We start from the raw sequence: 25,254 nt of genomic DNA, 5'->3' as shown, positions 1-25,254 counted from the left end.
GGGCCGTCCGGAAACGCAGGTGCGCTTCCGGGCGGCCCTTCGTGTTTCCGCATGCGGTTGCCGGCCGTGTACTAGCCTAGGGAAATGCGTATAGCCCGGTTTGTTCTCAATGATGACCCTGCGTTCGGTGTGGTGGAGGGACCCGACGGGGAAGAGGAACTCGCTGTCATCAGCGGCGATCCTTTCTACGGCGGCATCCAGGCCACTGGCGTACGGCACAAGCTGGAGGATGTCCGGCTGCTTGCCCCCGTTATTCCCCGCAGCAAGGTCATCGGCATCGGGCGGAACTACGCAGAGCACGCCAGGGAGCTGGGTAATGAGGTCCCGCCGGCACCGTTGATGTTCCTTAAACCGAATACGTCGGTGATCGGGCCGGGTGACCCGATTGTTCTCCCATCGTTCTCGGAGGAGATTTCCTATGAGTCGGAACTGGCTGTGGTCATCGGCCGAATCTGCAAGGACGTTCCGCTGGAGCGGGTTGACGATGTCGTGTTCGGTTACACCTGCGCCAATGACCTCACTGCCCGCGACATCCAGAAGGCGGACAACCAGTGGGCGCGCGCCAAGGGCTTTGACACCTCCTGCCCGATCGGCCCGTGGATCGAGACGGAACTCGACACGGAGAATCTCGCGGTGCGCGGCTGGCTCGACGGTGAACTGCGGCAGGACGGCTCCACGGACCAGATGATCTGGGGCGTCCGTGAACTCGTGGCTTATGTCTCCCAGGCCTTCACCCTTCTGCCGGGTGACCTCATCCTGACCGGTACGCCGGCTGGCGTGGGGCTGATCAGCGACGGCCAGCGATACGAGGTTGAGATCGAAGGGATCGGCCGCCTGTCCAACCCCGCGCGGCGCTGAGCTGCAACGTGGTGCGCTCACGGCTCCTCCCACCACGGCGTGGTTGGCGCCGTCGTCGTGAATGGCTCCTCGCTGCGGCAGTATGCGGAGGATTGCTGGTTGCAGCCCGTTCCGTGCGCATCCTCGATGGACCGCAGGTCCTCGTGTCCGCGCTGGCGGCTGCGGGGTTCGGGGCTATAGCGGCCTTCGGACTGCGTTATTTCCGCCCACACACCTCACTTCGAACGACGACGGTGGTGGGCGCGGCCGTGGCGGCGGTTGCGTTCGGCGGATGGGCGCTGACGGCTGGACAGTAGACTGGGATCCATCATGACTACTGCTGATCTCCCTCTTGCCGATCTCCCCACCGTCACTGCCGAAACCCCGGTTCGGGTGCGCTTCTGCCCGTCGCCGACCGGCGTGCCGCACGTTGGTCTCATCCGCACTGCGCTCTTCAACTGGGCCTATGCCCGGCACACCGGCGGAACCATGGTTTTCCGGATCGAGGATACTGACGCCGCCCGGGACAGTGAAGAGAGCTACCAGCAGTTGCTCGATGGGCTGAAGTGGCTTGGCATCGACTGGGACGAAGGCGTCGAGGTAGGCGGACCGCACGGTCCTTACCGGCAGTCCCAGCGCGGCGAGATCTATCAGGACGTCATCGCCAAGCTGGTGGCGGCAGGTCACCTGTATGAGTCCTACTCCACACCGGATGAGGTGGAGGAGCGGCATCGTGCCTCAGGCCGTGACGTAAAGCTTGGCTACGACAATTTCGATCGCAACCTCACTGATGAGCAGAAGGCGTCCTACGCTGCCGAGGGACGCCAGCCCGTGCTCCGCCTCCGCATGCCGGATGAGGACATCACCTTCAATGACCTCGTCCGCGGGGAGATCACCTTCGCCGCCGGCAGTGTTCCGGATTTCGCCGTCGTGCGGGCAAACGGTGCACCGCTGTACACGCTGGTGAATCCGGTGGACGACGCCCTCATGGGCATCACGCATGTGCTGCGCGGCGAGGATCTGCTCTCCTCGACCCCCAGGCAGGTGGCCCTGTACCGCGCGCTGATTGACATTGGGGTGGCCCGGTACATGCCCTTGTTCGGGCACCTACCGTACGTGATGGGACAGGGCAACAAGAAGCTGTCCAAACGTGATCCCGAGTCAAACCTTTTCCTGCATCGGGAACGCGGATTCATCCGTGAGGGGCTGCTGAACTACCTCTCGCTCCTGGGCTGGTCACTGAGTGCGGATGAAGACATTTTCACTGTCGATGAACTCGTCGAGAAGTTCGACATCCATGATGTGCTGGCCAATCCCGCGCGCTTCGACGTGAAGAAGGCTGAGGCGATCAACGGTTCCCACGTGCGTCTGCTGGATCCGGAAGATTTCAGGATGCGGTTGGTTCCGTACCTCCAGTCGGCGGGATTGCTTGGGCAGACGCTCGGCACCAGCGAACTGCAGATCCTCACCGACGCTGCGCCGCTTATCCAGGAACGCATCACGCTGCTCGGCGAGGCGCCGGAGATGCTCGGTTTCCTGTTCAGGTCCGATGCAGAGATCACCGTTGCCGAGGACGCCCGGAAGGGTCTGCCCGCCAACTACGCGGAGGTGTTGGAGGCTGCACTCAAGGCCCTCGAAGCTGTGGAGGAGTGGACGGCAGAGAACATCCAGGCCGCGCTGCGTCATGCTCTCGTCGAAGAGCTCGGAATGAAGCCCCGCGTGGCCTTCGGTCCCGTGCGGACCGCGGTCTCGGGCCGGAAGATCTCACCGCCCCTGTTTGAGTCCATGGTGATCCTCGGCAAGGACTCGTCGCTTGCACGGGTCCGGGCGCTCCGTAGTGAGTGACATGCACGCGGTCGAGGGCGTCCTGTTCGACATCGATGACACCCTCGTGGACCTCGAAACCGCCATGGGCCGCACCCTGCACCATATCGGTGCGGAAACCCTCGCGCATCTAAGCGTTGCCGAGTGGGCCGAGTACAAGCGGCTCTACACCCGGGATCCGCACGGCTACTACAACCAGTACCTCGCTGGAGAACTCAGCTTCACCGAGCAGCGCGTCCGACGGGCCCGGCATGCCCAGGCGTCCTTCGTCACCGAACCGTTGGAAGGCGAATCAGCACACCGGTGGAATACCGCCTACGAGGCGATCCTGCCGCTGCATTTTAAACCGTACGACGACGTCGTCCCCCTCCTGGACGCGCTGGACGAGGCAGGCATCCCCTACGGCGCCGTCAGTAACAACGTGCACGACTATCAGCGCGCCAAGCTGGACAAGGCCGGGCTGGAGCGGGTGGCGGCGCTTGTTGGAATTGACGCGGTTGGCGTCGCGAAGCCGGATCCAGCCATCTACCTCGAAGGCGCCCGCAGGCTCGGCACAAGCCCGTCCGGAACGCTCTACGTCGGGGACAATCCCGCCATCGATGCAGAGGGTGCGGATGCGGCCGGGCTCGTGGGGATCTGGCTGGACCGGGGGTTGCACACCGGTGTTGAAGAGTTCAAGGGGCGGCGCATCACCTCGCTTGCGCACGTTTTGCAGTTCTTGCAGGAAATCCGGTAAAGTTTTATCTCGGCGCGGACGGGATTGGCCTGCTGCAAAGCACGGGAAAACCTCCGAAAAGTGCCATTGGGGTATGGTGTAATTGGCAACACACTGGTTTCTGGTACCAACATTCTAGGTTCGAGTCCTGGTACCCCAGCGCTGCAAATCAGCACAGTTTATGCGGACCGTGTAGGTAGATGGTTCGGATAAATTTGGTCGGTTTCAGTTTGGCGCACAGCGTCGGATGTGAAAGAATTATCTAGCTCGTTTGGCGGGAAACCGGCAAACACAAAGTACTGGCCCCATCGTATAGCGGCCTAGTACGCTGCCCTCTCACGGCGGTAACGCGGGTTCGAATCCCGCTGGGGTCACAAAAGTTCCGCCTCAACCACTGCGGTTGGGGCGGAACGTTTTTAACGTTAAGCGGCGGGAACGTCGCTCTGCAGCTATCCAACTCGGGAGCTATCCAGCTCGGGCTCGCGTGCTTTTTGTCCAGTAGGGGCCGCGAGGTTTTCGTACAGGTGGAGCGCCGTGGCTTCAGAACAACTCCTGCCTGCTGCGCAGACCTAACTTGTGCAAAATATTGCTTACGTGTGTTTTCACTGTCGGCAGTTCGACGAACAACTCATCTGCGATCTGCGCGTTGGTGAACCGTTGCAACATAAATCCGAGCACCTCGCGTTCCCTCCGTGTGAGATGAGAGTTTTCGACAGCCTGCTCCAATCTTGCCATCTGGTCACTCGCTTCGGTTCCGAGCCGCCAGACCCTGCGACCGGTACTTGTTGCCCTGATGCTATCCAGCAAACGTCCAGTGTCTTCGCCCTTGTGCAGATAACTATCAGCTCCCGAGAGGTAAGACGAAGAAGAGTCTTCCTTGGAGTTATAAGACGTGTAAACAAGCACAAACGGTGCATCGGGAACGCTCTTCACCTCTCGGCAAAGTTCGATGCCTCTAAGTTCCCCTCCGAGTCGTAGCGGAATGATGACCAACTGAGGAACGTGCTCTTTCTGCTTGGCCAGCGCTTGTTCGGCCGAATCTGCTTCAGCAACGACCTCCATGTCTGGTTGCGCGCAGATGGCGGTTCGGAGCCCGAGACGAACCACGGGGTGATCCTCAACGAGCAATATTCTAATTCGCCCTGCCACGCCCGTCCTCTCTCGACGTCATTGTTCACGTCCGCTGAAACAGTCAAGCTCGTGATTACCGGGCTCTACTATCGCGCACTCAGCGTACATTAAGGCCGATCTGGCCAGGATGGCAGCAAAAATCATCCTTCAAGGCGGATCTGTGCGAGCGTCCGATCGATCTAACGTCGGAGTGTGAGTTGGAACACATCAACTCGAAGCGCTTTCAGTCATGTCGCACGGAACGAGGAATGTAATGAACACATGCGCCGGCAACAGCGCCGACGTCGTCATCATCGGGGCTGGGGCAGTCGGTGCCAGCATCGCCTATGAGCTCTCAAAGCGTGGCGCTTCAGTCATCGTGCTCGACGGGGGAAAAAACATCGGCAACGGATGTTCGTACGCCAACGCGGGGCTGCTCGCTCCGAGTCACGTAGAGCCGCTGGCCACGCCAGCGAACGTCGCGGCTGGGATACGTTACATGTTTTCGCCTGGCAGTCCGTTCTACGTGCGCCCGACACCCCGGCTTGTCCCGTGGTTCGCGCGCTTGGTTGCCTCGGCTAGTCCGCGGCGCGTCCAGGCGCTGACTGCTCGGATGAGGGAACTGGCGACACGTAGTCTGCAGCTGCACGAAGAGTACGCCATGGCAGGCTTGCCCACCGGCTTTCGCAAGAGCGGATCCCTGGATGTCTTTCTCACGGAGAAGCATTTTCACCAAACCACTGGCGTACTGCGCTCCCGACCAGCCAGCCCTGCAACCGAAGAAATTCTTTCTGCTGTGCAAGCACGCAAGCTCGAACCGATGCTTGGTGAAGTGGCCGGAGCCATTTACAGGCCCCAGGAGGCTCAATGCGGAAGCCAAGACTTCGTTCGAGCCACGTTGGAAGCAGCAGAACAGTTCGGTGCCCGAGTTTTCTGGAACACACAGGTCCACCAGCTTCCACTTGCCGGCGGACGTATAGCTGCGGCAGACACCAACAACGGACGATTCACCGCTGACACATACGTTGTAGCGGCGGGGCTGGGATCCGAGAAGCTGTGCAGGGGAGTCGGAATCAGAATGCCAATGGCCGGCGCGAAGGGCTACGTCGTCGACCTGGCACCGGATGGTCCGAGCCCGCAAATTCCTCTCTCGTTTAAAGAGTTGAAGGTCGTCGCAACTCCGTACTCGGACCGCCTTCGACTCTGCGGAACCTTGGAACTCGGCAGCGATCCGGAGGCTATGAGCGCGCGCCGGATTCAAGCGATCCGCGACGCTGGCCACCGGGGCCTGCCGGAACTGAAATTCCGAAGGACTCTGCAGACATGGGCCGGCCAGCGACCCTGCACGGCCGATGGAGTTCCATCTCTGGGCCGCAGCACCACGCGACCAAATCTCGTCGTGGCCGCGGGCCACGGAATGTGGGGGCTCGTGCTCGCTCCAGTAACCGGTGAACTTATCGCCCAGGGGATCCTCGAGGCAGCACCGAGCCTGCATGAAGCCGCATTCTCACCAGATCGTTTCGGCAGACACAGACGTTTCACCTCAAATCTGCACTAACTACTTGCTCATTCCCAATACGAAAGAGGCCGCCATGCTTCACGATGAATCGACCACCAACAAACTGCAGGAGGGAAATGCCTATGAAGTGAAGCTTTCGCCGGGCCGCAACCGGCTACTTGCGATCTTGTCAGCGGTCGGGCTTATCACTGCCCTGATCGTTGGATTCACAACCTCCACACCGTCGCTATGGGGGCTACTCCCCATCGCGCTGTACGCGGTTCTGGCATTGCTGAGTATGGACATCGTTGTGGCCACGGTCATCGCGCTTCTCTCGGGTCTGCTGATCCTGCAGCCCGCTCCCGTCGAAGTGGGTGCCCTGCTGGGCGATTCCCTCGGCGAATTCATCACCACCATCGGCTTGATCATCATGCTCGGTGCCGGCGTCGGCGAAATACTCAAAGAAACTGGAGTTGCGAGCACGATCGTAAAAGGCGTGATGCGCGCCGTCGGTGAACGCAACATGATGGCCGTTACCTTCGGAGTCATGCTCGCGTGCGGAATCCTGGTTGCAAGCCTCGGCACTCTCGCCGGTGCGATCGCCATCGCCGCACCCATCTTGCTGCCGATTACCGCCCGGCTCGGATTCACCAAGTCGGCGACGGCTTCCATGCTCTTTATCGGTGGCGGTGCCGGCCTGGCTATGGCTCCTTTCGCGGGTTCAAACGTAGTCATCATGGGAGCCGCAGATGTGACTTACCTTCAGTACGTGTTGTTCGGAGGCGGCCCGCTCGCGCTGCTTTCCCTGGCCCTTGGCCCGTTCATCGTGCGCTGGATCCAAAATCGCACTGCGAATAAGGACGACTACTATGATGCTGACGAGTTCGGCGGCGAAGAAGTCGTGCTTCCGGCCCATGCAGGACGAACAACCATCGTATTCGCGCTCGTGCTACTGGTAAGTGTTGGCTACGCTGTGCTGACTGCTGCCGGAACGAGCTTTCCTTTGCTGGCATTGCCCACTATCGGAATCGTGACTGCTATTGCAGCCCGTCTCTCGATCGCTGACACTGTAAATTTCATGTACCGCGGAGCAACCAAATTGATCAGCATCTTCATGCTGTTCTGGTTACTCGCTGCCCTGTTCCTGGTGATCGATCTACTTGCACCATTTGACGTCATCCTGGAGAACTACGGCGGCGCCTTGTCCAATAGTTCCCCATTCGTCTTTGCCATTCTTATTGCCCTGCTGGGCTGGGTCGGTGTGCCGGGTGCGACGGCGGCGCAGGTTGTACTGCTGGACGAAGTCTTCGGCGGCATCGGCGCAACCCTCGGTATTACCGCAGCCTCATGGGTCGTGATTTTGCTGTTCGCCTCAAAAGCCGATACCTACGGGCCCTTTCCCAACGCCAACATGATCGGAGTGATGGGCCTAGCCCGGTCTACAAACCTCAAGAACATGCTGATCACCGGATGGATGTTGCTAGTGCCTGCATGCATCATGTACGGCGCCATCCTGTTCTTCCAAACGCGATAGGAGGCAACAATGTCCGAGACCCGCTTCGACATTGCAATCAATAATGCGCATATCCTCGACGGCACGGGTGGGGCGCCCATGGCCGGATCTGTCGGCATCCGAAATGGACTGATCGCGGAAATTCATCCTCAGATTGGTGGATCTGCTGCCCTGACGGGAGCTGAGACCATTGACGTGCAGGGACAGGTTCTCTGTCCAGGCTTCATTGATCTGCACTCACATGCAGACTTTTCTCTTGCTTCCAGTCCGGAGGCAATTACCCAGCTCACGCAGGGGGTAACGACACTGCTGACAGGTAACTGCGGAACGTCGCCGTTTCCAGTGAGCGATCTAGCCGCTATTCAGGCTGCCACCTCATTTTTACGGCCCGAGCTCGACTGGTCATGGACTGATGCCGCCGGCTTCACGGAGGTCCTGCAGCGCAGCAGTCCAGCAGTCAATGCGGCCCTCCAAGTTGGACACGGAGCACTGAGAATCGCAGCGAAGTTAAATGCTGATCGCGCCCCTAACCCGGAGGAGTTGGAGCGGATGTGCGATTTGCTGCGCCAAGCTGCTGGAGCGGGCGTTCACGGTTTCTCAACTGGACTGATTTACGCTCCCGGTTCGTTCGCGGCCACCGCCGAAGTCGAAGCTCTTGCGCGCGTTGCGGCAGAATGCGGGTTGCTGTACTCAACCCACATGCGAAATGAAACCGACAGCCTGCTTGAGTCCGTGGCGGAGGCTATTGCTGTCGCGCGATTGACCGGAGTCCGGCTCGAGGTTTCCCACATCAAAGCCATGGGTCCACGCAATCACGGCAAGGTCGAAGAGGCGCTGCAGATGATGTCTGATGCCCGCGCAGACGGCATCGATGTTACGGCCGACGTCTACCCTTACACAGCATCCAGCACGTCGCTCAGCTCGCGCCTACCGGGATGGGCCCTCGACGGGGGCAGCCACGGCTTGCTGCAGCGTCTTGCGAACCAGGACCAGCGGCAACGGATTAGCGCCGAACTCGCAATAAGGTTTGACGGTGAAATCGACCCGGCCGGGATTGTTCTAGCCGACCTGCCACCGGGGAAATACTCTGAGTGGATTGGGCACTCGCTAACTGAAATCGCAGGTCGATATGACACCAGCGCGCATGAGGCGGCCATAAACGTACTGGCTGACCATGACGCCGCAGTCGCGATCATCAACCATGCGATGGCCGATTCTGATGTGGAGGCCGCGCTGCGCGACCCCCACGTGTCGGTAGCCAGCGACGGCTGGATCATGACGCCGGACGGCGACGGGAAACCTCATCCGCGCAGCTTCGGCACCTTCACGAGAGTCCTGGGTCACTACGTACGAGAACGAGGCGTGCTGTCTCTAGAAGAGGCGGTGCGCAAAATGACGTCGCTTCCGGCATCCCGCGGGGGTCTTCACGATCGCGGGCGCATCAGCGTCGGGCTTGTCGCAGACCTCACCGTTTTCGACCCGACATCGATCGTCGACAAGTCGACCTATGACCAACCGTGGCAACTGAGCGAAGGGGTCGCCCACGTTCTCGTGGGAGGGCGATTCGCGCTTAGGGATTACACGTCGATGTCTGCGGGGGCTGGCCAAGTGCTCTCGACCTCGACATGACCCCCAGCAACGCCGAAGGAAACATCCAGTGAATGATCAAAACAATATTCTGCTTGGGCCGGCATTCAAGTCCTTCCCGCCCCAGGCCTGGGACATGACAGCAGAGGAATTCCTGAAGACCCGCCCTAGACTGTCAAGTTTTCAAACCCCAGTATTGACGCTTGACCGGAAGGCACTTGACCACAATCTTAAGTCGATGATGTTTTGGTGCAAGGAGTCAGGGGTGCAGCTTGCACCGCACGGAAAGACCACTATGGCTCCGCAACTGTGGAAGGAACAGCTGAAGGCCGGCGCTTGGGGCATTACCCTGGCAACCATCTGGCAGGTGCAATTTGCCCGATCCGTCGGGATCAACCGCATTTTGATGGCCAACCAGCTCATCGATCCAGTCGGCCTGGAGTGGGTAGCCGGTGAGTTCCTCCGCGATGCCAGCTTTGACTTTTACTGCTGGGCCGATCAGATAGAGCAGCTCGAACTGATGTCGACGGTCTTCAGCGCCGCGCACACTGATCGCCCGCTGAATGTCATCGTCGAGCTAGGCGCCTCGGAAGGCCGAACCGGAGCGCGCACAACAGCAGCGGCCTATGAACTGGCGCTTGCAATCGATAAAGCTCCCGGGCTGCAATTAGCCGGAGTGGGCGGCTACGAAGGCGTTCTGTCCCGTGATCGCACCCCGGCCGGCTTGGCTCGGGTCAGCGCCTACCTGGAGGCACTTTGCGGCTTGCACAGACGTCTGAACGAGGAAGGCTTATACCGGTCTTCCGCGCTTCTCACCGTCGGAGGCAGCGCATTCTTCGATCTCGTCGCTGCGCATTGCGCGCCGGAGGCCGATCCATCGGGGGACTTCGGCACACCAACGACAGTACTGCTGCGCTCTGGCGCCTATCTCACACACGACAGCGGACACTATGCCGAGATCTCTCCTCTCGAGCAACCCGGCGCTACCCAGACTCTCAAAGCAGCGATACACGGTTGGACACGGATTCTGTCCAACCCGGAGAAGGATCTATGCATTTTCGATGCCGGCAAACGGGATTTGCCTCATGACTTCGATATGCCGAATCCGCAAGTCCTGCTGAATAAGCACCGTGAGGGACCAGTTGCGGACATCTCATCCAACCAAATCCTGAAATTGAATGACCAGCACGGATTCATGAAAGGCGAGAGCCTTCCCATCGGTTCGGTGGTCAGACTCGGGCTTTCGCATCCTTGTACGGCGTTCGACAAGTGGCGCCTGGTGCCAGTAATCGACGACGCAGATCAGGGCGACCCGGAAGTTGTCGACCTTGTGCAGTTGTTTTTTTAGCACCTGGTGGGAAAGGAACAAGAATGATACGCCCAAATAGATCGATCAATCTGGCGGTCGCGCAGATGGGACCAGTTAACCTCGCTGATGAGAAGGACACGGTGGTTAGCAGGCTTATCGAAATGATGGAAGAGGCGAAGGCCCGTAGCTGCGATTTTGTGCTTTACCCGGAACTAGCCCTTACAACATTTTTTCCCAGATACTGGGTTCCGGAAATAGCTGAGATGGATAAGTATTTCGAAAGCGAGATGCCCAACGAAAGGGTGGCCCCGCTGTTCGAGGCCGCTCGCAAGCATGGCATTGGATTTTACCTCGGTTATGCCGAGCTGACCGCCGAGGGGAGGCGATTCAACTCTTCCATCATCGTCAACAAGGCTGGTTCGATCATTGGCAAATACAGAAAGATCCACCTCCCCGGACACAGTGAGTATCGGCAGGACCGAGAATTTCAACATTTAGAGAAGCGGTACTTTCAGGTCGGTGACCTCGGGTTCGGTGTTTCGGAGCTAATGGGTGCAAAGATAGGAATGGGCTTGTGCAACGATCGTCGTTGGGCGGAAACCTATCGCGTCATGGCTCTACAGAGTGCCGACCTGATTCTTTTCGGCTACAACACCCCTGCAATGAACCAAAATGCGGTCGAGGAACCCCATCTTAAAATGTTTCACAACCTGCTTTCCATTCAAGCTGGCGCCTATCAGAATTCAGTATGGGTCGCTGCGGCAGCTAAGAGCGGTTCTGAGGATGGATACCGTCTGATTGGTGGATCTGCCATAGTAGCGCCAACTGGAGAAGTTGTAGCCAAGGCGCATACGCAAGAGGACGAGGTAATCAACGCTGTGATCGATCTGAGTCTTGGTGACTATCTCAAAGAACACATTTTTAATTTTGACGAGCACCGCCGACCTGAGCACTATCAACTGATTGTGGACCGCACCGGCAGGGGAGCTCCTGAAAGCCCTCCCGAGGAGTTCATCGCGCCGGAGCAAATTGGTCCAGTCTGAACTAACCGAAAAGGATTTTGTGAAATGAATGATCCCATGGTCCCGCCGCCCGCCCAGGGACTCTACGAGCCCTCCAGTAGTCATGCAGATCTGGTTTACTCTGCTGGTATGACCGCCAGAGAAAGTGGAGTTCTTCAGTACAAAGGTCTAATTGGCGGCGGAGTAGACATGGAAGAGGCCAAGGCAGCGGCTCGAATCGCCTCGAAGAATGCCGTGGACGCGATCGAAGCGTCGCCGGAAGGCCGTAGGACAATCCTTCGCGTGGTCCAGACGACGGTATATCTTGCCTGCGTTGAAGGTTTCGAATCACATTCTCAAGTTGCGGACGCTGCTTCGGAGTATCTTCGAGACCGTCTGGGCTCGCAAATACTTGGAGCGCGAGTGGCTATTGGCGTTTCTTCCTTGCCCGGTGGATCACCGGTCGAAATACAGTTAACGGCTACAGCACGAACGGTGATTGGCGAAAACCCTAGAGCGGGCTCATGAGGGCGTCCGAGTGACGCCCGTCTAAATCGCCTTTCGCCCGGCCTCATCTCCCACATACCCGAGGCGCCGGCTCCAGGGGACAACGCTTCAGTTGCTGGCATGATGGGACCATGACTGTCTCGCCGCCGGATTCCGAAGTTAACGGCTACAGCACGAACGGTGATTGGCGAAAACCCCAGAGCGGGCTCATGAGGGCGTCCGAGTGACGCCCGTCTAAATCGCCTTTCGCCCGGCCTCATCTCCCACATGCCCGAGGCGCCGGCTCCAGGGGACAACGCTTCAGTTGCTGGCATGATGGGATCATGACTGTCTCGCCGCCGGAATCCGATGCCGCGGGGCTTCCCGTCCTGCTCGGTCGCCTCCGGGAAATCCTGGACAGCGTCACCTTTCCACTTCAATTTCCCGGCTCCGCTGGTGCCCGGCGGGAGACCGCTGCCGCCGTGGCGCAGTTGGATGACTACATACTGCCCCGCGTGCAGAGCCTTGATGCGCCCCTGCTCGCGGTGGTCGGTGGCTCCACGGGTGCCGGCAAGTCAACACTCGTGAACGCCCTGGTTGGCCACCCAGTCACCCGCTCCGGGGCAATCCGGCCCACCACGCGGCAGCCCATCCTCCTTCACCATCCCGCCGAAGGACACTGGTTCGCTGATGACCGGGTGCTGCCGACGCTGTCCAGGCAACGTGCCGTCGTCGTTCATCCTGAGGCGGACCCGGTTCCGGCCTCCCGCGTGGGCACGGATCACGACGCCGGAAGCGCGGCCCAACTGCGGCTCCAGCCAGACGCGATGGTTCCGCTGGGCCTTGCCCTGCTCGATGCGCCGGACATTGACTCGATCGCGGATGAGAACCGGCGCCTCGCATCCCAGTTGCTCGCCGCTGCGGATCTGTGGCTGTTTGTGACCACAGCCAACCGCTACGCCGACGCCGTTCCGTGGGAGCTGCTGCGGGAGGCATCGCAACGGGACATCCTGCTCGCCGTCGTACTGGACCGGGTGCCGCACGGCGTCGAGGAGGAGGTGCGTGAGGACCTCCATACACTGCTGGCGGCCGAGCAGCTTGGCCATGCGCCGATCTTCGTGATCTTGGAGGAGCGTCTGGATCCGCTCGGAATGCTTCCCGCCGAATCGATCGACCCGCTGCGGCGGTGGTTGCAGGCGATTGCCGCTGATGCCGAGGGGCGCAGGGAAATCGCACGTCGGACGCTCGAGGGGGCTGTGCGGGCGCTTGGTCGCCGGGTCGACGGCCTCGCCGGCGCACTCGATGATCAGGAAGAGGCCGCGGTACGGTTGCGGCAAACCGCCAGAAAAGCGTACGACGGCGCCCTCGCGGCAGTGCTCGAATCCATGAAGGACGGCACTCTGTTACGCGGTGAGGTGCTGGCCCGCTGGCAGGATTTCGTGGGTACGGGCGAATTCATGCGCGGTCTGGAATCGCGCGTGGGACGGATCCGGGACCGGATCGGCGGTTACCTGAGCGGCAAGCCGCCGAGGGCGGTCTCCGTCGAGACGGCCATCGAGAGCGGACTGCAGACTGTCATCGTCGAGGAAGCAGCGAAGGCCGCGGATCAGACAGACCGTCTCTGGCGGGCCGAAGCTGCCGGTCGGGCGCTGCTGTCGGACGGCGCGGAGTCGATGTCACCGGATTTCACCGACAAGGTTGCACGCGAGATCCGTGCCTGGCAGAAGGACCTGTTGGAACTTGTCCGATCCGAGGGAGCGAACAAGCGGTTCGCCGCACGGATGCTGTCTTTCGGGGTCAACGGCGTGGCGGTGGCGCTCATGATTGTGGTATTCACGTCCACGGCGGGCCTCACGGGGGGCGAGGTGCTGATTGCCGGCGGTTCCGCCGTCGTCGGGCAGAAACTGCTGGAAGCCATCTTCGGTGAGGATGCCGTGCGGCGCCTGACCAGGACTGCGCGGGACCAGCTGCACAAGCGCTGCGAGAAGCTGTTGACGGCGGAGCGTGAGCGTTTCACTGACCTCCTCGGAATAGTCTCCGGTGAACCCCTGCCTGCCGACCTCCGCGCGCTCGCGGCGACCCTGTCCGAGCGGCGCACCGTCGCCGAAGACCTGGCCGGTGATGCGTCTCTGGGTTATAACCACGGGAACGGCGGCAACCGGGAGGGTGAGCGGTGAGCCGGCATCGCGGTGAGCGGTTGGAATCGCAGCGGCACGCACGCCTGGCAACGCGCCTGGAGTCGCTGAACACTGCTCGTGAACTCGCTGTTGGACGCATCGAAGCAGACGAGCTGCAGCAACTGTATGGAGTGCTCGACAGGGCGAGCACGCGGCGGTCTCTTTCCTCGGGGCACACGGTCGTCGGGCTGTTCGGGCCCACTGGAAGCGGGAAATCGTCGCTGCTCAACGCGCTCACCGGCACTGACCTCGCGCGGGTGGCTGCGCGACGCCCCACCACAGCCGAACCGCTCGCCGTGATCTGGGGTGAGGACGGCAGCTCGGACCTCCTGGACTGGCTTGAGGTGCAGAACCGTCATGTCATGCCCGACGGCGCACACCTCCTTCCCGGGGTGAACGGCAGCCGCGCGGATGCCGACGGCGGGCTGATCCTCCTGGACCTCCCGGACTTCGACTCAACGGAACGCGGTCACCGCGCGATTGTCGAGCGGCTGGCAGGTCAGGTGGACGTCCTGCTCTGGATCGCCGATCCACAAAAGTACGCCGACGCTGCACTGCATCACGACTTCCTAGATCCGCTGGCTACCCATGGGGCGGTGACGCTCGTTGCCCTTAACCAGGCGGACCGGCTGGCGGAGGACGAGCTTGACCAGGTGACCGGTTCGCTGAGGCAGATCCTTGCCGCTGAGGGGCTGGGCGCCGTGACAGTGCACCCTGTGTCTGCCGTCACCGGACACGGACTGCAAACAATCGCGGAGGATGTCCGCGCGATCGTGCGGAAGAAGGAGGCTGCGACCGGGCGGCTCTCCGCGGACGCCGACGTAGCCGTTGCCTCGCTTCAGGAATTCACCGGCGCCGAGCTGCCGGCCCCTTCGAAGACTGTGCGGACTGCCCTTGCCGATCGGCTCGCAGGGGCTGCCGGCGCCGACGCGGTGATCGACGCCGTCGTGCGCTCTTATCGCCGGGATGCCCACGCAGTGACCGGCTGGCCGGTCACCCGGTGGCTGGGGCGGCTTCGCGCGGATCCGCTGCGGCGGCTGAACCTCCGCCACAGCGATGTGCAGTCATTCATCGGCAGGACCTCGCTGCCGGAACCCGGACCTGCACAACGCGCAGCGGTCGACCGCGCCCTGCGGCACTTCGGCGAGGAAAGCTCCAACGGTGCGGTGGAACCTTGGCGGACGGCGATCCGGGACGCCGCGAGGAGCTCCGAGCCGGAACTCATTGACAGCCTCGATGACGCCGTAGCGAAGACGGACTTCACTTCCGGATCCCGCGCGTGGTGGTGGCCGGTAGCCGGTGTGCTCCAGTGGCTGTTCCTGGCCGCGATGGTGGTTGGGATCGGCTGGTTGGGCGTGCTGGCGGGCCTTGGATTCCTGCAGCTCCCGGTTCCACCCTCGCCCCGGGTCGAGGGGATTCCGGTGCCCACGCTGCTGGCGCTCGGGGGAGTGGCGGCGGGAATCGCCCTGGGCATTCTGTGCGCGGCGCTGGCCCGCCTCGGTGCGCAGCGGCGCGGTAAACGCGTACGACGGCGGCTGGTCGCCTCGATCAGCGGGACCTCCGACGCGGTGGCGGTGGCGCCTGTCGCGGCCGAAGTTGAACGCTACAACGCATTTACCCGTGCCGTGGAGGAAGCAGCGAAGCACCGGTAGTCAGCGCTTGAACGCAGCGAGGACTTTCTGCATGGTCCGGATGTTTCGCGTGGTGGTTGCGCTTTTGAAGCGGGCCTTATTGGTAAAGGCGTTCAGGGGGCTTTCGAGCGTCTGGCCCTTGGGAGACTGCCATGCGGCGGCGACGGTGCCCAGCGCGTGCACCGGTTCGTTGATGGAGCCCGCGAAGGTGACCAGCTCTGTGAGAACGGCGGGGTCCGAGAAGAGCGTGATGTAGGTGTGGGTGGTCGGGTCGTCAGCCGGGAAGGGGCACTCGGCAACGATGCGGGCGATCGCGTCGGCATCGAGCACCACCACCCAGGCCTCATAGCCGAAGCGCGTCCGCAGCGCCTGCTCGGCAGCGGATTTCAGCTCAGCCAGGCCCAAATCGCTGCTGCAGACCACGTTGCCGGAGGCCAGGAGGGTCTTGACATTCGTGACGGGTAGCCCTGCCATTGTCTGCCTGAGGTCCGCTGACTTGATGGTGACCCCGCCAACGTTCACGCCCCGGAGGAACACCGCGTAATCGCTCATGAAGCCCACTCTAAACCCGGAACTTTCGTGCGGCTCTGGTGACTTCAGGCGCTGGAATGTCACCACAGCTGCACGAAAGTTCCCCCGGTCTACTCCGCTGATTTCCCGACGGCGTTGGTCAGCTGCAGTGCGGCGTTCACCACCACCTCGGCGTGGATCCGGCCGGGCTGGCGGGTGAGGCGTTCGATCGGTCCGGATATTGAGACGGCGGCGATCACTCGCCCGGACGGGCCGCGGACGGGCGCCGAGACCGAGGCAACCCCCGCCTCGCGTTCACCGAGGCTCTGAGCCCAGCCCCGCCGTCGTACTCCTGCCAGAACTGTCGGCGTATACCGGGCATTCTGCAGACCCTGGAGCAGCCGGTCATGGTCTTCCCAGGCGAGCAGGCACTGGGCAGCTGAGCCTGCCTTCATGGACAGCTGGGTGCCGACGGGAATGGTGTCCCGCAACCCGATGGGCCGTTCAGCGGAAGCGACGCAGACGCGGGCATCGCCCTGGCGTCGGTAGAGCTGGGCGCTTTCGCCGGTGGCGTCGCGCAGTTGGAGGAGGATGGGCCCGGCGGAGGCGATCAGGCGGTCCTCACCGGCCGCGGAGGCAAGCTCAACGAGGCGGCTGCCGAGCACAAACCGCCCCTGGATGTCACGGCTGACCAGGCGGTGGTGCACCAGGGCAAGCGCGAGCCGGTGAACCGTTGGGCGGGCGAGGCCGGTGGAAACCACCAGCTGCGCGAGGGTTGTTGGCCCCGCCTCAAGTGCGTCCAGCACAAGAGCCGCTTTATCAATCACGCCAACGCCACTAGAATTGTCCATAGGTTGATATTGCCGTCTCAGTATCTGAGACGCAAGTAGTCGGGGTGGCGCACCAAGCCGTGCGGCTGCTTCAGTTAATGGAAGATCTGATCAAAGGCACGCGGAGGAACCGGCCATGGGCAAGACGCTCGCAGAAAAAGTCTGGGAATCGCATATTGTGCGCAAGGGCGAGGTTGTAGGTGGCCAGGCGCAGCCGGACCTGCTCTACATCGACCTTCACCTCGTCCACGAGGTCACGTCCCCCCAGGCCTTCGAGGGCCTGCGGCTGGCAGGACGGCCGGTGCGCCGTCCTGACCTGACAATCGCCACCGAGGACCACAACACGCCCACCATCGACATCGACAAGCCGATCGCGGACCTGACCAGCCGAACGCAGATCGAGACGCTGCGTTCGAACTGCAAGGAATTCGGTATCCGGCTGCACTCGCTGGGCGACGCGCAGCAGGGCATTGTGCACATCATCGGTCCGCAGCTCGGCCTCACCCAGCCCGGCCTCACGGTTGTCTGCGGTGACTCCCACACCTCTACCCACGGCGCGTTCGGTGCCCTGGCAATGGGTATCGGCACCTCCGAGGTTGAGCACGTCATGGCCACCCAGACGCTCTCGCTCAATCCGTTCAAGACCATGGCCATCAACGTCGAGGGCACGCTGAAGCCCGGTGTAACGTCGAAGGACATCATCCTCGCCGTCATCGCGAAGATCGGCACCGGCGGCGGTCAGGGCTACGTCCTGGAGTACCGCGGTTCAGCGATCCGCTCCCTGTCCATGGACGCACGCATGACCATCTGCAACATGTCGATCGAGGCCGGGGCACGCGCCGGCATGGTTGCCCCGGATGAGACTACGTTCGAGTTCCTCAAGGGCCGCCCGCACGCCCCGGAGGGGGCTGACTGGGATGCCGCCGTTGAGAACTGGCGCACCCTGCGGACCGACGACGACGCCGTGTTCGACGCCGAGGTGTTCCTCGACGCCAATGAACTTGAGCCCTTTGTCACGTGGGGCACCAACCCTGGCCAGGGCGTCTCGCTCAGCCAGTCCGTGCCTTCACCCGATGATTTCGCTGACGAGAACGAGAAAGCGGCCTGCAAGCGGGCCCTCGAGTACATGGCCCTCGAAGCCGGAACGCCCATGAAGAACATCCGGGTGGACACCGTATTCCTCGGTTCCTGCACCAACAGCCGGGTGGAAGACCTGCGACTGGCCGCGGACATCATTCGAGGCCGTCAGAAAGACCCGAATATCCGCATGATGGTGGTCCCGGGATCCGCTCGCGTCCGGCTCGAAGCCGAGGCCGAGGGGCTCGACAAGGTGTTCAAGGACTTCGGCGCGGAATGGCGTTTTGCCGGCTGCTCGATGTGCCTGGGAATGAATCCGGACCAGCTGGCGCCGGGGGAGCGGTGCGCATCGACGTCGAACCGCAACTTCGAGGGCAGGCAGGGCAAGGGCGGGCGCACGCACCTCGTCTCGCCCGTTGTGGCGGCTGCGACGGCGGTGCGCGGCACCCTGAGTTCGCCCAGTGACCTCGAGCCCGTACCACCCGGCGCTGCGCTGCGCGCCGAGGACTCAGCCAGCCACGCCGCCTGAACGGGTAAGAGGAGCAAAAATGGAAAAGATCACCACGCACACCGGGATCGGCGTTCCACTGCGGCAAAGCAACGTGGATACCGACCAAATCATCCCCGCCGTCTACCTGAAGCGGATCACCCGCACCGGTTTCGAGGACGCACTGTTCGCGGCCTGGCGCAAGGATGAAAACTTCATCCTGAACACCGAGCCGTTCAACCGTGGATCGGTACTTGTTGCCGGCCCGGACTTCGGCACCGGCTCCTCCCGCGAGCACGCAGTCTGGGCTTTGAAGGATTTCGGCTTCCGGGCTGTCCTGTCCTCTCGGTTCGCTGACATCTTCCGCGGAAACTCCGGCAAGCAGGGCCTGGTCGCGGCCCAGCTCGCGCAGGACGACATTGAGCTGATCTGGAAAGAGCTCGAGAACCACCCGGGAACCGAGATCACCGTGGACCTTGAGGCCCGCCTCGTGACCTGCGGCTCCATCGTCGCCCCGTTCCAGATTGACGACTACACGCGCTGGCGCCTTCTGGAGGGCCTTGATGACATCGGGCTGACCCTGCGCCACGAGGAATCCATCACGGCGTTTGAAGCAGAGCGGCCGAGTTTCAAGCCGACCACCCTGCCCGCCCGCACCTAGCCGAATTTCCGGATGCAAGGAAGATCACCCGCGCATCCGGAATTCTCCGCGTAACCAGGCCGTTTGAACTCCCAGACGGGCACAACACGGTGCAACACGATCCCATCCGGGGACCCGTCGGTATTTCAGTCTGGTAACAGTAGCTCCTATGCTTAGCAGGAGTCTTATCTGCTGTTGGGGCTTACACGTTGAAGGAAATTAGGTGTTCATGGGTAGCGTTCTGACAATCCGTGGTGGTGTCCCTCTCGCAGGCAAGGTGACCGTCCGCGGCGCCAAGAACCTGGTGCCGAAAGCAATGGTCGCGGCCCTGCTGGGCAACGCGCCGTCGGTGCTTCGGAACGTACCGGAGATCAAGGATGTAGACGTCGTAACCAGCTTGCTGAAGCTGCATGGCGTTGAGGTGACCAAGGATGAGGTGACCGGGGATCTCACCATGGATCCCGCGAACGCCAAGATGGCGGCCTCGAAGGACATCGACGCGCACGCCGGGGATTCGCGCATTCCCATTCTTTTCTGTGGCCCCCTCATGCACAGCATCGGCGAAGCGTTCATCCCGGACCTCGGCGGCTGCAAGATCGGTGACCGCCCCATCGACTACCACCTGCAGGTGTTGCGGAACTTCGGTGCCGTTGTCGACAAGCGGCCCGGTGGCATCTCCATCTCCGCCCCGAAGGGACTGCACGGCGCCAAGCTCGAGCTGCCGTACCCGAGCGTGGGTGCCACGGAGCAGGTCCTGCTGACCGCAACGCGCGCCGAGGGCATCACCGAGCTGAGGGGCGCCGCCGTCGAGCCGGAGATCATGGATCTCATTGCCGTGCTGCAGAAGATGGGCGCCATCATCGCCGTGCAGACTGACCGCACCATCCGGATCGAGGGCGTCAAGGAACTTGCCGGCTTCAATCACAAGGCCATTTCGGACCGAAACGAGACAGCTTCCTGGGCCTCGGCCGCACTGGTCACCCGGGGGGACATCTACGTTGAGGGCGCCCGCCAGCTGGACCTCACCGCGTTCCTGAATACTTACCGCAAGATCGGCGGGGCGTTTGACGTGAACGACGACGGCATCCGCTTCTACCACCCGGGCGGCAAGCTCTCGCCGCTCGTCCTCGAGACGGACGTCCACCCCGGCTTCATGACGGACTGGCAGCAGCCTCTCGTGGTCGCGCTGACGCAGGCCGAGGGCGTTTCGATCGTCCACGAGACCGTGTATGAGAACCGGTTCGGCTTCACCGATGCCCTGGTCCGCATGGGTGCCAACATCCAGGTGCACCGCGAATGCCTCGGCAGCGTGCCGTGCCGGTTCGGACAGCGGAACTTCCTGCACTCGGCCGTCATTTCCGGCCCGGTGCAGCTGCGCGGAACCGACATCGATGTGCCGGACCTCCGGGGCGGCTTCAGCCACCTCATCGCGGCGCTGGCAGCAAACGGAACCTCGCGGGTGACCGGTATTGAGCTGATCAACCGCGGGTACGAGCGCTTCCAGGACAAGCTCGAGGGCCTTGGCGCGGATTTCGATGTCGCGCAGATCGACGACGCCGCACAGAACGCCACCTCCGGGACCGGCCGCTAGCCGCGGCGGTGGACCAACCAGTATGAAGGAACCTTTCTCCTCGCGCGCGACGTTCGCGGTGCTCGCCACCATTCTTCGGCCGCTCATGAACGCCATGATGTCCAAGGAATGGAAGGGTGCCGAGAACCTGCCGCGCAGCACGGGGTTCATCGTGTGCCCAAACCACGTCACCGAGATCGATCCCGTGGTGGTAGGCCACTTCCTCTACAACAACAAGGTCCTTCCGCACTTCCTCGCCAAGGCGTCCCTGTTCAAGGTTCCCGTGGTCGGGGCGGCACTGCGCGCCACCCTGCAGGTACCGGTTGAGCGCACCACGGCGGGAGCCAACCGCTCCCTCGATATCGCCAAAGAGGCAATCGAGGCCGGTGGCGGGATCATCATCTACCCGGAAGGGACGCTGACGCGGGATCCGGACATGTGGCCGATGAAGGGCCGGACCGGCGCCGCCCGCCTGGCCCTCCAGACCGGCGCGCCTGTGGTCCCGATTGCCCACTGGGGAGCGCACGAGGTTTTCCCGCGCTACGCCAAGCGGCTCTACCTGTTCCCGCGCAAGACCTCCCGCGTGCTGGTGGGCAAGCCTGTGGACCTCTCGGAGTTCCAGGGCGGCCCAATTACGCGGAGTACGCTGGATGCGGCAACGGAACGCATCATGGAAGATTTGACGGCGCTTGTTGCCGAGCTGCGCGGGAAGACCCCGCCCACCGAGCGCTGGGATCCGGCCGCGAAGAAACAGAAGCGGACCGGGCGAAACTTCGAGACCCCTCAGGGTGAGGCTCAGTGACGCGTCGGCCTCCCGCCGTCGTCGCCGTCCTGGGGGCCGGCAGTTGGGGGACCACGTTCGCCAAAGTGCTTGCCGACGCCGGGAAGCGGCACGGTACGCAGGTACGGTTGTGGGCGCGCCGCGAGGACATCGCTGAGGAAGTCAACACCCACCACACCAACAGCCAGTATCTGGCCGAGACGGTTCTGCCCGGCAACATCACGTGCTCCACGGATGTCGCGGCCGTGCTGGCGGACGTTGAGCTCGTGGTGATCGCAGTTCCCGCCCAGTCGCTGCGGTCCCAGCTGGGTGGGTGGAAGCCGCTGATCTCGCCTGACGCCGTCGTCGTTTCCCTCATGAAGGGCCTTGAGGTGGGCACCGATGACCGCATGAGCCAGGTGCTTGCCGGTGAATTGGGTCTGCCTGCGGAGCGCATCGCGGTGGTTTCCGGTCCGAACCTCGCCATGGAGATCGCGCGGCAGGAGCCCACGGCGTCTGTGGTGGCGTGTCCGGACCCCGAGGTGGCGACGTGGATCGCGGCTGCCTGCACGGCGTCGTACTTCCGGCCCTACACCAACACGGACGTGGTGGGGGTGGAAATCGGTGGGATCGTGAAGAATGTGATCGCGCTGGCTGTGGGTATCTGCGAGGGCAAGCAGATGGGCGACAATACCAAGGCCTCTGTCATCACGCGCGGGCTCGCCGAAACCACCCGCCTTGCAGTGGCTCTTGGCGCGGAGGCGGAGACAATGGCGGGGCTCGCCGGTATGGGGGACCTGATCGCCACCTGCTCGTCCTCGCTGTCACGGAACCATACGGCCGGCCGCCTGCTCGGCCAGGGCCTCACGCTCGATGAAGTCACCGCCCATATGAACCAGACCGCCGAGGGCATCAAGTCCGCGCAGGCCGTATTGGACCTCGCGCGTCAACTGCGCGTCGATATGCCGATCACCGCTAGTGTTGTTGCCGTGCTGCAGGGCAACCTGTCGGTACACGATCTCGGCCCGCGCCTGCTGGCCCGCGAACTGAAATCCGAAGGCGAACTGTGACTTCTTCTGGCAAGCCCCGTGTCCTCGTGCTGTTCGGCGGGCGCTCGAGCGAGCATTCGGTCAGTTGTGTGACGGCCGCTGGCGTCCTCGACGCGATCGACAGGAACAAGTACGACGTCGTCCCCGTCGGTATCGCGAAGAACGGCCAGTGGTCGCTGGTTTCCTCGGATCCGGCGCAGTGGTCGCTGCGCTCCTCGGTGCTGCCGGAGGTGCCCGCCTCACCCGAGTCGGTGGTGCTCGCAACGGCAACCGGTGAGGGCCAGGCGCAGGAACTCGTGGCCACCTCGTCCGACCGGATGCCGCGGAGCCTGGGTGAGGTCGACGTTGTTCTGCCGTTGCTGCACGGTCCGTTCGGTGAGGACGGCACGCTGCAGGGCATGCTGGAGATGGCCGATGTGCGGTACGTTGGCGCGGGTGTGCTCGCGTCCGCCGTCGGAATGGACAAGCACTACATGAAGGTGGTGTTTGCCTCGGCGGGGCTGACTGTCGGTCCCTACGAGGTGATTACCGACCGCGAGTGGTCTCGTGACCGGTCGGTAAGCCTGGAGCGGGCCTCGCGGCTCGGCTTCCCGGTGTTCGTGAAGCCTGCGCGTGCCGGCTCCTCGATGGGTATAACGCGCGCAACCTCCCCGGCGGAGCTGGAGACCGCCGTGGAGGCTGCGCGCGAGTTCGATCCAAAGGTCATTGTCGAGGCCGGGATTGTTGGCCGGGAGATTGAAGTGGCAGTCCTGCAGGGCCGCAGCACCAATGACCCGCGTACCAGTCTCCCGGGCGAGATTGCCGTGCAGCCGGGGGAGCATGAGTGGTATGACTTCGAGGCCAAGTATGTGGACGGGTCCGCTGCCGAGCTGAGCTGCCCTGCGGACCTGCCCCCGGATGTGACCGAGCGGGTTCGTGAACTCGCTGCCCGGGCGTTCGATGCCCTCGGAACGGAGGGCCTTTCGCGCGTGGACTTCTTCTACACGCCGGCGGGCGAGCTGATCATCAACGAGATCAACACCATGCCCGGCTTCACCCCGATCAGCATGTACCCGCAAATGTGGGCGAAGTCGGGGCTGACTTACACGGAGCTGATCGATGAGCTGATTGCTCTCGCCCTCGAGCGCAAGACCGGCCTCCGCTAGGTACGGCTCGTGACTTCCCGATGACGGAGCCCAAGCGGCCCACCCTCCGCGATGTCGCCCAGGCCGCAGGCCTGTCGAAGGCGGCCACGTCCTACGCACTGCGCGGTCTGCGCGGCTCGGAGAAGACAGTTGCGCGCGTTCGTGCCATCGCAGATGAGCTGGGCTGGTCCGCGGACCCGGTTGCCCGCGCACTTGCGGGCGGCCGTACGGGGAACGTGGCGATCCTCGGCTCCCTGGGTGATCTGTGGCGGCAGGGACTCGCGATGATGCTGTCCCAGGCGCTGCACGAGCGCGGCATGTTCTCGGCAATTATCGACGTCGACACCTCGCCGAAGCGTGAAAGCGAAGTCCTCGCCTCGCTGGCTGCACAGCGGCTGGACGCCGCTATCGTGCTTCCGGTGGACCCGTCAGCCGAGTACTGGGTGGAGGTTCCGGAACGCATTCGCCTGATCTCGATCGGTGACGCGCTCACGCTGCGGCCGGATGCCAGGTGTGTGCTGTTCGACAACGAGTACGGAATCGGAACCGCGCTTGGGCATCTCGCGGAGGCCGGGCATCGCTTGATTGGGCTGCTGGTGCCGTCGCTGCCTTCCACGCCGGGCAGGCCGGCCCAGCTGCTGGTTGAGAAGCTCGGTGCGGAAATGGGGCTCAGTGTGGCGGTGGAATCCTCGAGGTCTTCGGTGGCCGGGGCATCGGAGGCAGCATCTGCTCTTCTGACCCGTTCCCGGCGTCCGACGGCGCTGCTCTGCCTGGGCGATTCCCTTGCCTTTGGCGCTTACAGCGCTGCGCAGTCGCTCGGCATTTCCATTCCGGGTGACGTGTCGATCCTGGGATTCGACGACAGCGAACTTGCGCCGCTCGTGAGCCCGCAGTTGAGCACCTTCGGGTGGGATGAGCGGGCGATCGTCGCCGCTGCGATTCAGGGAGTGGCCGACGACGACGGCCCTGCGTCCACCATGTTCCGCCCGGAGTTCATTGTGCGCGGATCCACGGGAACAGCCCCGACTCCCTGACCATCGATGGGTGCGCTCGCGCGTGATGATCAGTAGGCTGACTAAATGATTACGGTAAGTGGTTCAGTGAAGTCCGACCTGTCACCCGAGCGCGCTTTCGCCTACCTCTCGCAATTCGAGCACACGAGCGAATGGGATCCGGGTACGCCCGTGGTGGAGAAACGTTCCCAGGGCCCGGTCGCAGTGGGGCACCGATACCACGCTGAGGCCGAGTTCAGGGGCAAGCGGAACCCGATCGAGTACGAGGTTATCGAGCTCGAGGGCAACCACATCAAGCTCCGTGGCGAGAACAAGAGCGTCACGGCGTTCGACTCGATCGATGTCAAGCCCGACGGGACGGGCTGCGAAGTGACGTACACGGCGGAGTTCGCTGTGAAGGGACCGGCAAAGATTTTGCAGCCGTTCCTGAAACCGGCGTTCAACTCCCTGCGGGATCCTGCGCTCAACGGATTGAAGCAGAAGCTGCAGTCGCTGACTTAGGTTTC

23 protein-coding genes and 2 tRNA genes are annotated in these 25,254 nt (G+C 62.6%); 22 read left to right on the top strand and 3 right to left on the bottom strand.

What is annotated here, in order from left to right; translation table 11 throughout:
- Window positions 1–84 precede the first annotated feature (84 nt).
- The 6 genes from BJ994_RS09025 to BJ994_RS09000 all read left to right on the top strand — a co-directional run bounded on the left by BJ994_RS09025 (window position 85) and on the right by BJ994_RS09000 (window position 3,750).
- On the top strand, window positions 85–858 hold the full coding sequence (locus tag BJ994_RS09025) for a fumarylacetoacetate hydrolase family protein (RefSeq protein WP_167993474.1): 774 nt from the start codon (window positions 85–87) through the stop codon (window positions 856–858).
- A gap of 8 nt (window positions 859–866) precedes the next feature.
- Window positions 867–1,154, top strand: coding sequence for a hypothetical protein (locus tag BJ994_RS09020; RefSeq protein WP_167993472.1), 288 nt, complete (start codon window positions 867–869; stop codon window positions 1,152–1,154).
- 13 nt (window positions 1,155–1,167) lie between these two features.
- Window positions 1,168–2,682: a glutamate--tRNA ligase gene (gene gltX, locus BJ994_RS09015; protein ID WP_167993471.1), complete on the top strand. Its 1,515-nt coding sequence runs from the start codon at window positions 1,168–1,170 to the stop codon at window positions 2,680–2,682.
- Between the two features lies 1 nt (window position 2,683).
- Window positions 2,684–3,397, top strand: coding sequence for an HAD family hydrolase (locus tag BJ994_RS09010; RefSeq protein ID WP_167995947.1), 714 nt, complete (start codon window positions 2,684–2,686; stop codon window positions 3,395–3,397).
- A gap of 67 nt (window positions 3,398–3,464) precedes the next feature.
- A tRNA-Gln gene (locus BJ994_RS09005) sits at window positions 3,465–3,536 on the top strand.
- A gap of 141 nt (window positions 3,537–3,677) precedes the next feature.
- A tRNA-Glu gene (locus tag BJ994_RS09000) sits at window positions 3,678–3,750 on the top strand.
- Between the two features lie 166 nt (window positions 3,751–3,916).
- On the opposite strand, the gene BJ994_RS08995 is transcribed toward BJ994_RS09000, so the two are convergent.
- Window positions 3,917–4,525 (bottom strand): response regulator, encoded by a 609-nt coding sequence (locus BJ994_RS08995; RefSeq protein WP_342450333.1) that lies wholly within the window; start codon window positions 4,523–4,525, stop codon window positions 3,917–3,919.
- Between the two features lie 235 nt (window positions 4,526–4,760).
- Between BJ994_RS08995 and BJ994_RS08990 the strand changes: the two genes are divergently transcribed.
- The 8 genes from BJ994_RS08990 to BJ994_RS08955 all read left to right on the top strand — a co-directional run bounded on the left by BJ994_RS08990 (window position 4,761) and on the right by BJ994_RS08955 (window position 15,709).
- Entirely contained in the window at window positions 4,761–6,044 is a 1,284-nt protein-coding gene (locus BJ994_RS08990; protein WP_167993467.1) for an NAD(P)/FAD-dependent oxidoreductase, read from the top strand.
- A gap of 34 nt (window positions 6,045–6,078) precedes the next feature.
- Entirely contained in the window at window positions 6,079–7,518 is a 1,440-nt protein-coding gene (locus BJ994_RS08985; protein WP_167993465.1) for a Na+/H+ antiporter NhaC family protein, read from the top strand.
- Window positions 7,519–7,527: 9 nt separating this feature from the next.
- On the top strand, window positions 7,528–9,126 hold the full coding sequence (locus tag BJ994_RS08980) for an N-acyl-D-amino-acid deacylase family protein (RefSeq protein ID WP_167993463.1): 1,599 nt from the start codon (window positions 7,528–7,530) through the stop codon (window positions 9,124–9,126).
- 28 nt (window positions 9,127–9,154) lie between these two features.
- The gene (locus BJ994_RS08975; RefSeq protein WP_342450332.1) at window positions 9,155–10,432 is read left to right on the top strand and encodes a type III PLP-dependent enzyme domain-containing protein; all 1,278 of its coding nucleotides are present in this window, start codon (window positions 9,155–9,157) and stop codon (window positions 10,430–10,432) included.
- Window positions 10,433–10,455: 23 nt separating this feature from the next.
- Complete coding sequence (locus tag BJ994_RS08970) at window positions 10,456–11,436, top strand: N-carbamoyl-D-amino-acid hydrolase (protein ID WP_167993461.1); 981 nt, start codon at window positions 10,456–10,458, stop codon at window positions 11,434–11,436.
- 24 nt (window positions 11,437–11,460) lie between these two features.
- On the top strand, window positions 11,461–11,922 hold the full coding sequence (locus tag BJ994_RS18565; protein ID WP_167993459.1) for a RidA family protein: 462 nt from the start codon (window positions 11,461–11,463) through the stop codon (window positions 11,920–11,922).
- A 302-nt stretch (window positions 11,923–12,224) separates the two neighbouring features.
- A complete protein-coding gene (locus tag BJ994_RS08960) occupies window positions 12,225–14,057 on the top strand; it encodes a dynamin family protein (protein WP_167993457.1) in 1,833 nt (610 codons plus the stop codon).
- Window positions 14,054–15,709 carry a GTPase gene (locus BJ994_RS08955; RefSeq protein WP_167993456.1) on the top strand — a complete coding sequence of 552 codons (1,656 nt, stop codon included), beginning with the start codon at window positions 14,054–14,056 and terminating at the stop codon, window positions 15,707–15,709. Before BJ994_RS08960 ends, BJ994_RS08955 begins: the two co-directional genes overlap by 4 nt.
- Here the strand turns inward: BJ994_RS08955 and BJ994_RS08950 are convergent, their stop codons facing one another.
- Together BJ994_RS08950 and BJ994_RS08945 are read right to left on the bottom strand one after the other, a co-directional pair.
- Complete coding sequence (locus BJ994_RS08950) at window positions 15,710–16,240, bottom strand: DUF1697 domain-containing protein (protein ID WP_167993455.1); 531 nt, start codon at window positions 16,238–16,240, stop codon at window positions 15,710–15,712.
- An 89-nt stretch (window positions 16,241–16,329) separates the two neighbouring features.
- Complete coding sequence (locus BJ994_RS08945) at window positions 16,330–17,049, bottom strand: IclR family transcriptional regulator (RefSeq protein ID WP_167993454.1); 720 nt, start codon at window positions 17,047–17,049, stop codon at window positions 16,330–16,332.
- 115 nt (window positions 17,050–17,164) lie between these two features.
- Between BJ994_RS08945 and leuC the strand changes: the two genes are divergently transcribed.
- The 8 genes from leuC to BJ994_RS08905 all read left to right on the top strand — a co-directional run bounded on the left by leuC (window position 17,165) and on the right by BJ994_RS08905 (window position 25,249).
- On the top strand, window positions 17,165–18,634 hold the full coding sequence (gene leuC / locus BJ994_RS08940; RefSeq protein ID WP_167993453.1) for a 3-isopropylmalate dehydratase large subunit: 1,470 nt from the start codon (window positions 17,165–17,167) through the stop codon (window positions 18,632–18,634).
- Between the two features lie 19 nt (window positions 18,635–18,653).
- Window positions 18,654–19,253 (top strand): 3-isopropylmalate dehydratase small subunit, encoded by a 600-nt coding sequence (gene leuD / locus BJ994_RS08935; protein ID WP_167993452.1) that lies wholly within the window; start codon window positions 18,654–18,656, stop codon window positions 19,251–19,253.
- Between the two features lie 208 nt (window positions 19,254–19,461).
- On the top strand, window positions 19,462–20,823 hold the full coding sequence (gene murA / locus BJ994_RS08930; RefSeq protein WP_167993451.1) for a UDP-N-acetylglucosamine 1-carboxyvinyltransferase: 1,362 nt from the start codon (window positions 19,462–19,464) through the stop codon (window positions 20,821–20,823).
- A gap of 22 nt (window positions 20,824–20,845) precedes the next feature.
- A complete protein-coding gene (locus BJ994_RS08925; protein ID WP_167993450.1) occupies window positions 20,846–21,604 on the top strand; it encodes a lysophospholipid acyltransferase family protein in 759 nt (252 codons plus the stop codon).
- Window positions 21,601–22,632 carry an NAD(P)H-dependent glycerol-3-phosphate dehydrogenase gene (locus tag BJ994_RS08920; protein WP_167993449.1) on the top strand — a complete coding sequence of 344 codons (1,032 nt, stop codon included), beginning with the start codon at window positions 21,601–21,603 and terminating at the stop codon, window positions 22,630–22,632. Before BJ994_RS08925 ends, BJ994_RS08920 begins: the two co-directional genes overlap by 4 nt.
- The gene (locus BJ994_RS08915; RefSeq protein WP_167995945.1) at window positions 22,614–23,756 is read left to right on the top strand and encodes a D-alanine--D-alanine ligase; all 1,143 of its coding nucleotides are present in this window, start codon (window positions 22,614–22,616) and stop codon (window positions 23,754–23,756) included. The genes BJ994_RS08920 and BJ994_RS08915 overlap by 19 nt, the downstream gene beginning before the upstream one ends.
- A gap of 20 nt (window positions 23,757–23,776) precedes the next feature.
- Window positions 23,777–24,769, top strand: a complete 993-nt coding sequence (locus BJ994_RS08910) for a LacI family DNA-binding transcriptional regulator (protein WP_167993447.1) — start codon at window positions 23,777–23,779, stop codon at window positions 24,767–24,769.
- Window positions 24,770–24,814: 45 nt separating this feature from the next.
- Window positions 24,815–25,249 carry an SRPBCC family protein gene (locus BJ994_RS08905; protein WP_167993446.1) on the top strand — a complete coding sequence of 145 codons (435 nt, stop codon included), beginning with the start codon at window positions 24,815–24,817 and terminating at the stop codon, window positions 25,247–25,249.
- The last annotated feature ends 5 nt before the right edge of the window (window positions 25,250–25,254 follow it).

Source organism: Arthrobacter pigmenti (assembly GCF_011927905.1).
Lineage (GTDB): Bacteria > Actinomycetota > Actinomycetes > Actinomycetales > Micrococcaceae > Arthrobacter_D > Arthrobacter_D pigmenti.
Note: the sequence above shows the minus strand (reverse complement) of the source record. Positions and strands in the feature narration are given on the sequence as shown.

Bases quoted from the DNA above. Each gene is read 5' to 3' on its own strand.
- BJ994_RS09025 (WP_167993474.1), top strand. From the start codon at position 85: ATGCGTATAGCCCGGTTTGTTCTCAATGATGACCCTGCGTTCGGTGTG.
- gltX (WP_167993471.1), top strand. From the start codon at position 1,168: ATGACTACTGCTGATCTCCCTCTTGCCGATCTCCCCACCGTCACTGCC.
- BJ994_RS09010 (WP_167995947.1), top strand. From the start codon at position 2,684: ATGCACGCGGTCGAGGGCGTCCTGTTCGACATCGATGACACCCTCGTG.
- BJ994_RS08990 (WP_167993467.1), top strand. From the start codon at position 4,761: ATGAACACATGCGCCGGCAACAGCGCCGACGTCGTCATCATCGGGGCT.
- BJ994_RS08985 (WP_167993465.1), top strand. From the start codon at position 6,079: ATGCTTCACGATGAATCGACCACCAACAAACTGCAGGAGGGAAATGCC.
- BJ994_RS08980 (WP_167993463.1), top strand. From the start codon at position 7,528: ATGTCCGAGACCCGCTTCGACATTGCAATCAATAATGCGCATATCCTC.
- BJ994_RS08970 (WP_167993461.1), top strand. From the start codon at position 10,456: ATGATACGCCCAAATAGATCGATCAATCTGGCGGTCGCGCAGATGGGA.
- BJ994_RS18565 (WP_167993459.1), top strand. From the start codon at position 11,461: ATGAATGATCCCATGGTCCCGCCGCCCGCCCAGGGACTCTACGAGCCC.
- BJ994_RS08960 (WP_167993457.1), top strand. From the start codon at position 12,225: ATGACTGTCTCGCCGCCGGAATCCGATGCCGCGGGGCTTCCCGTCCTG.
- BJ994_RS08950 (WP_167993455.1), bottom strand. From the start codon at position 16,240: ATGAGCGATTACGCGGTGTTCCTCCGGGGCGTGAACGTTGGCGGGGTC.
- BJ994_RS08945 (WP_167993454.1), bottom strand. From the start codon at position 17,049: ATGGACAATTCTAGTGGCGTTGGCGTGATTGATAAAGCGGCTCTTGTG.
- leuC (WP_167993453.1), top strand. From the start codon at position 17,165: ATGGGCAAGACGCTCGCAGAAAAAGTCTGGGAATCGCATATTGTGCGC.
- leuD (WP_167993452.1), top strand. From the start codon at position 18,654: ATGGAAAAGATCACCACGCACACCGGGATCGGCGTTCCACTGCGGCAA.
- murA (WP_167993451.1), top strand. From the start codon at position 19,462: ATGGGTAGCGTTCTGACAATCCGTGGTGGTGTCCCTCTCGCAGGCAAG.
- BJ994_RS08925 (WP_167993450.1), top strand. From the start codon at position 20,846: ATGAAGGAACCTTTCTCCTCGCGCGCGACGTTCGCGGTGCTCGCCACC.
- BJ994_RS08910 (WP_167993447.1), top strand. From the start codon at position 23,777: ATGACGGAGCCCAAGCGGCCCACCCTCCGCGATGTCGCCCAGGCCGCA.
- BJ994_RS08905 (WP_167993446.1), top strand. From the start codon at position 24,815: ATGATTACGGTAAGTGGTTCAGTGAAGTCCGACCTGTCACCCGAGCGC.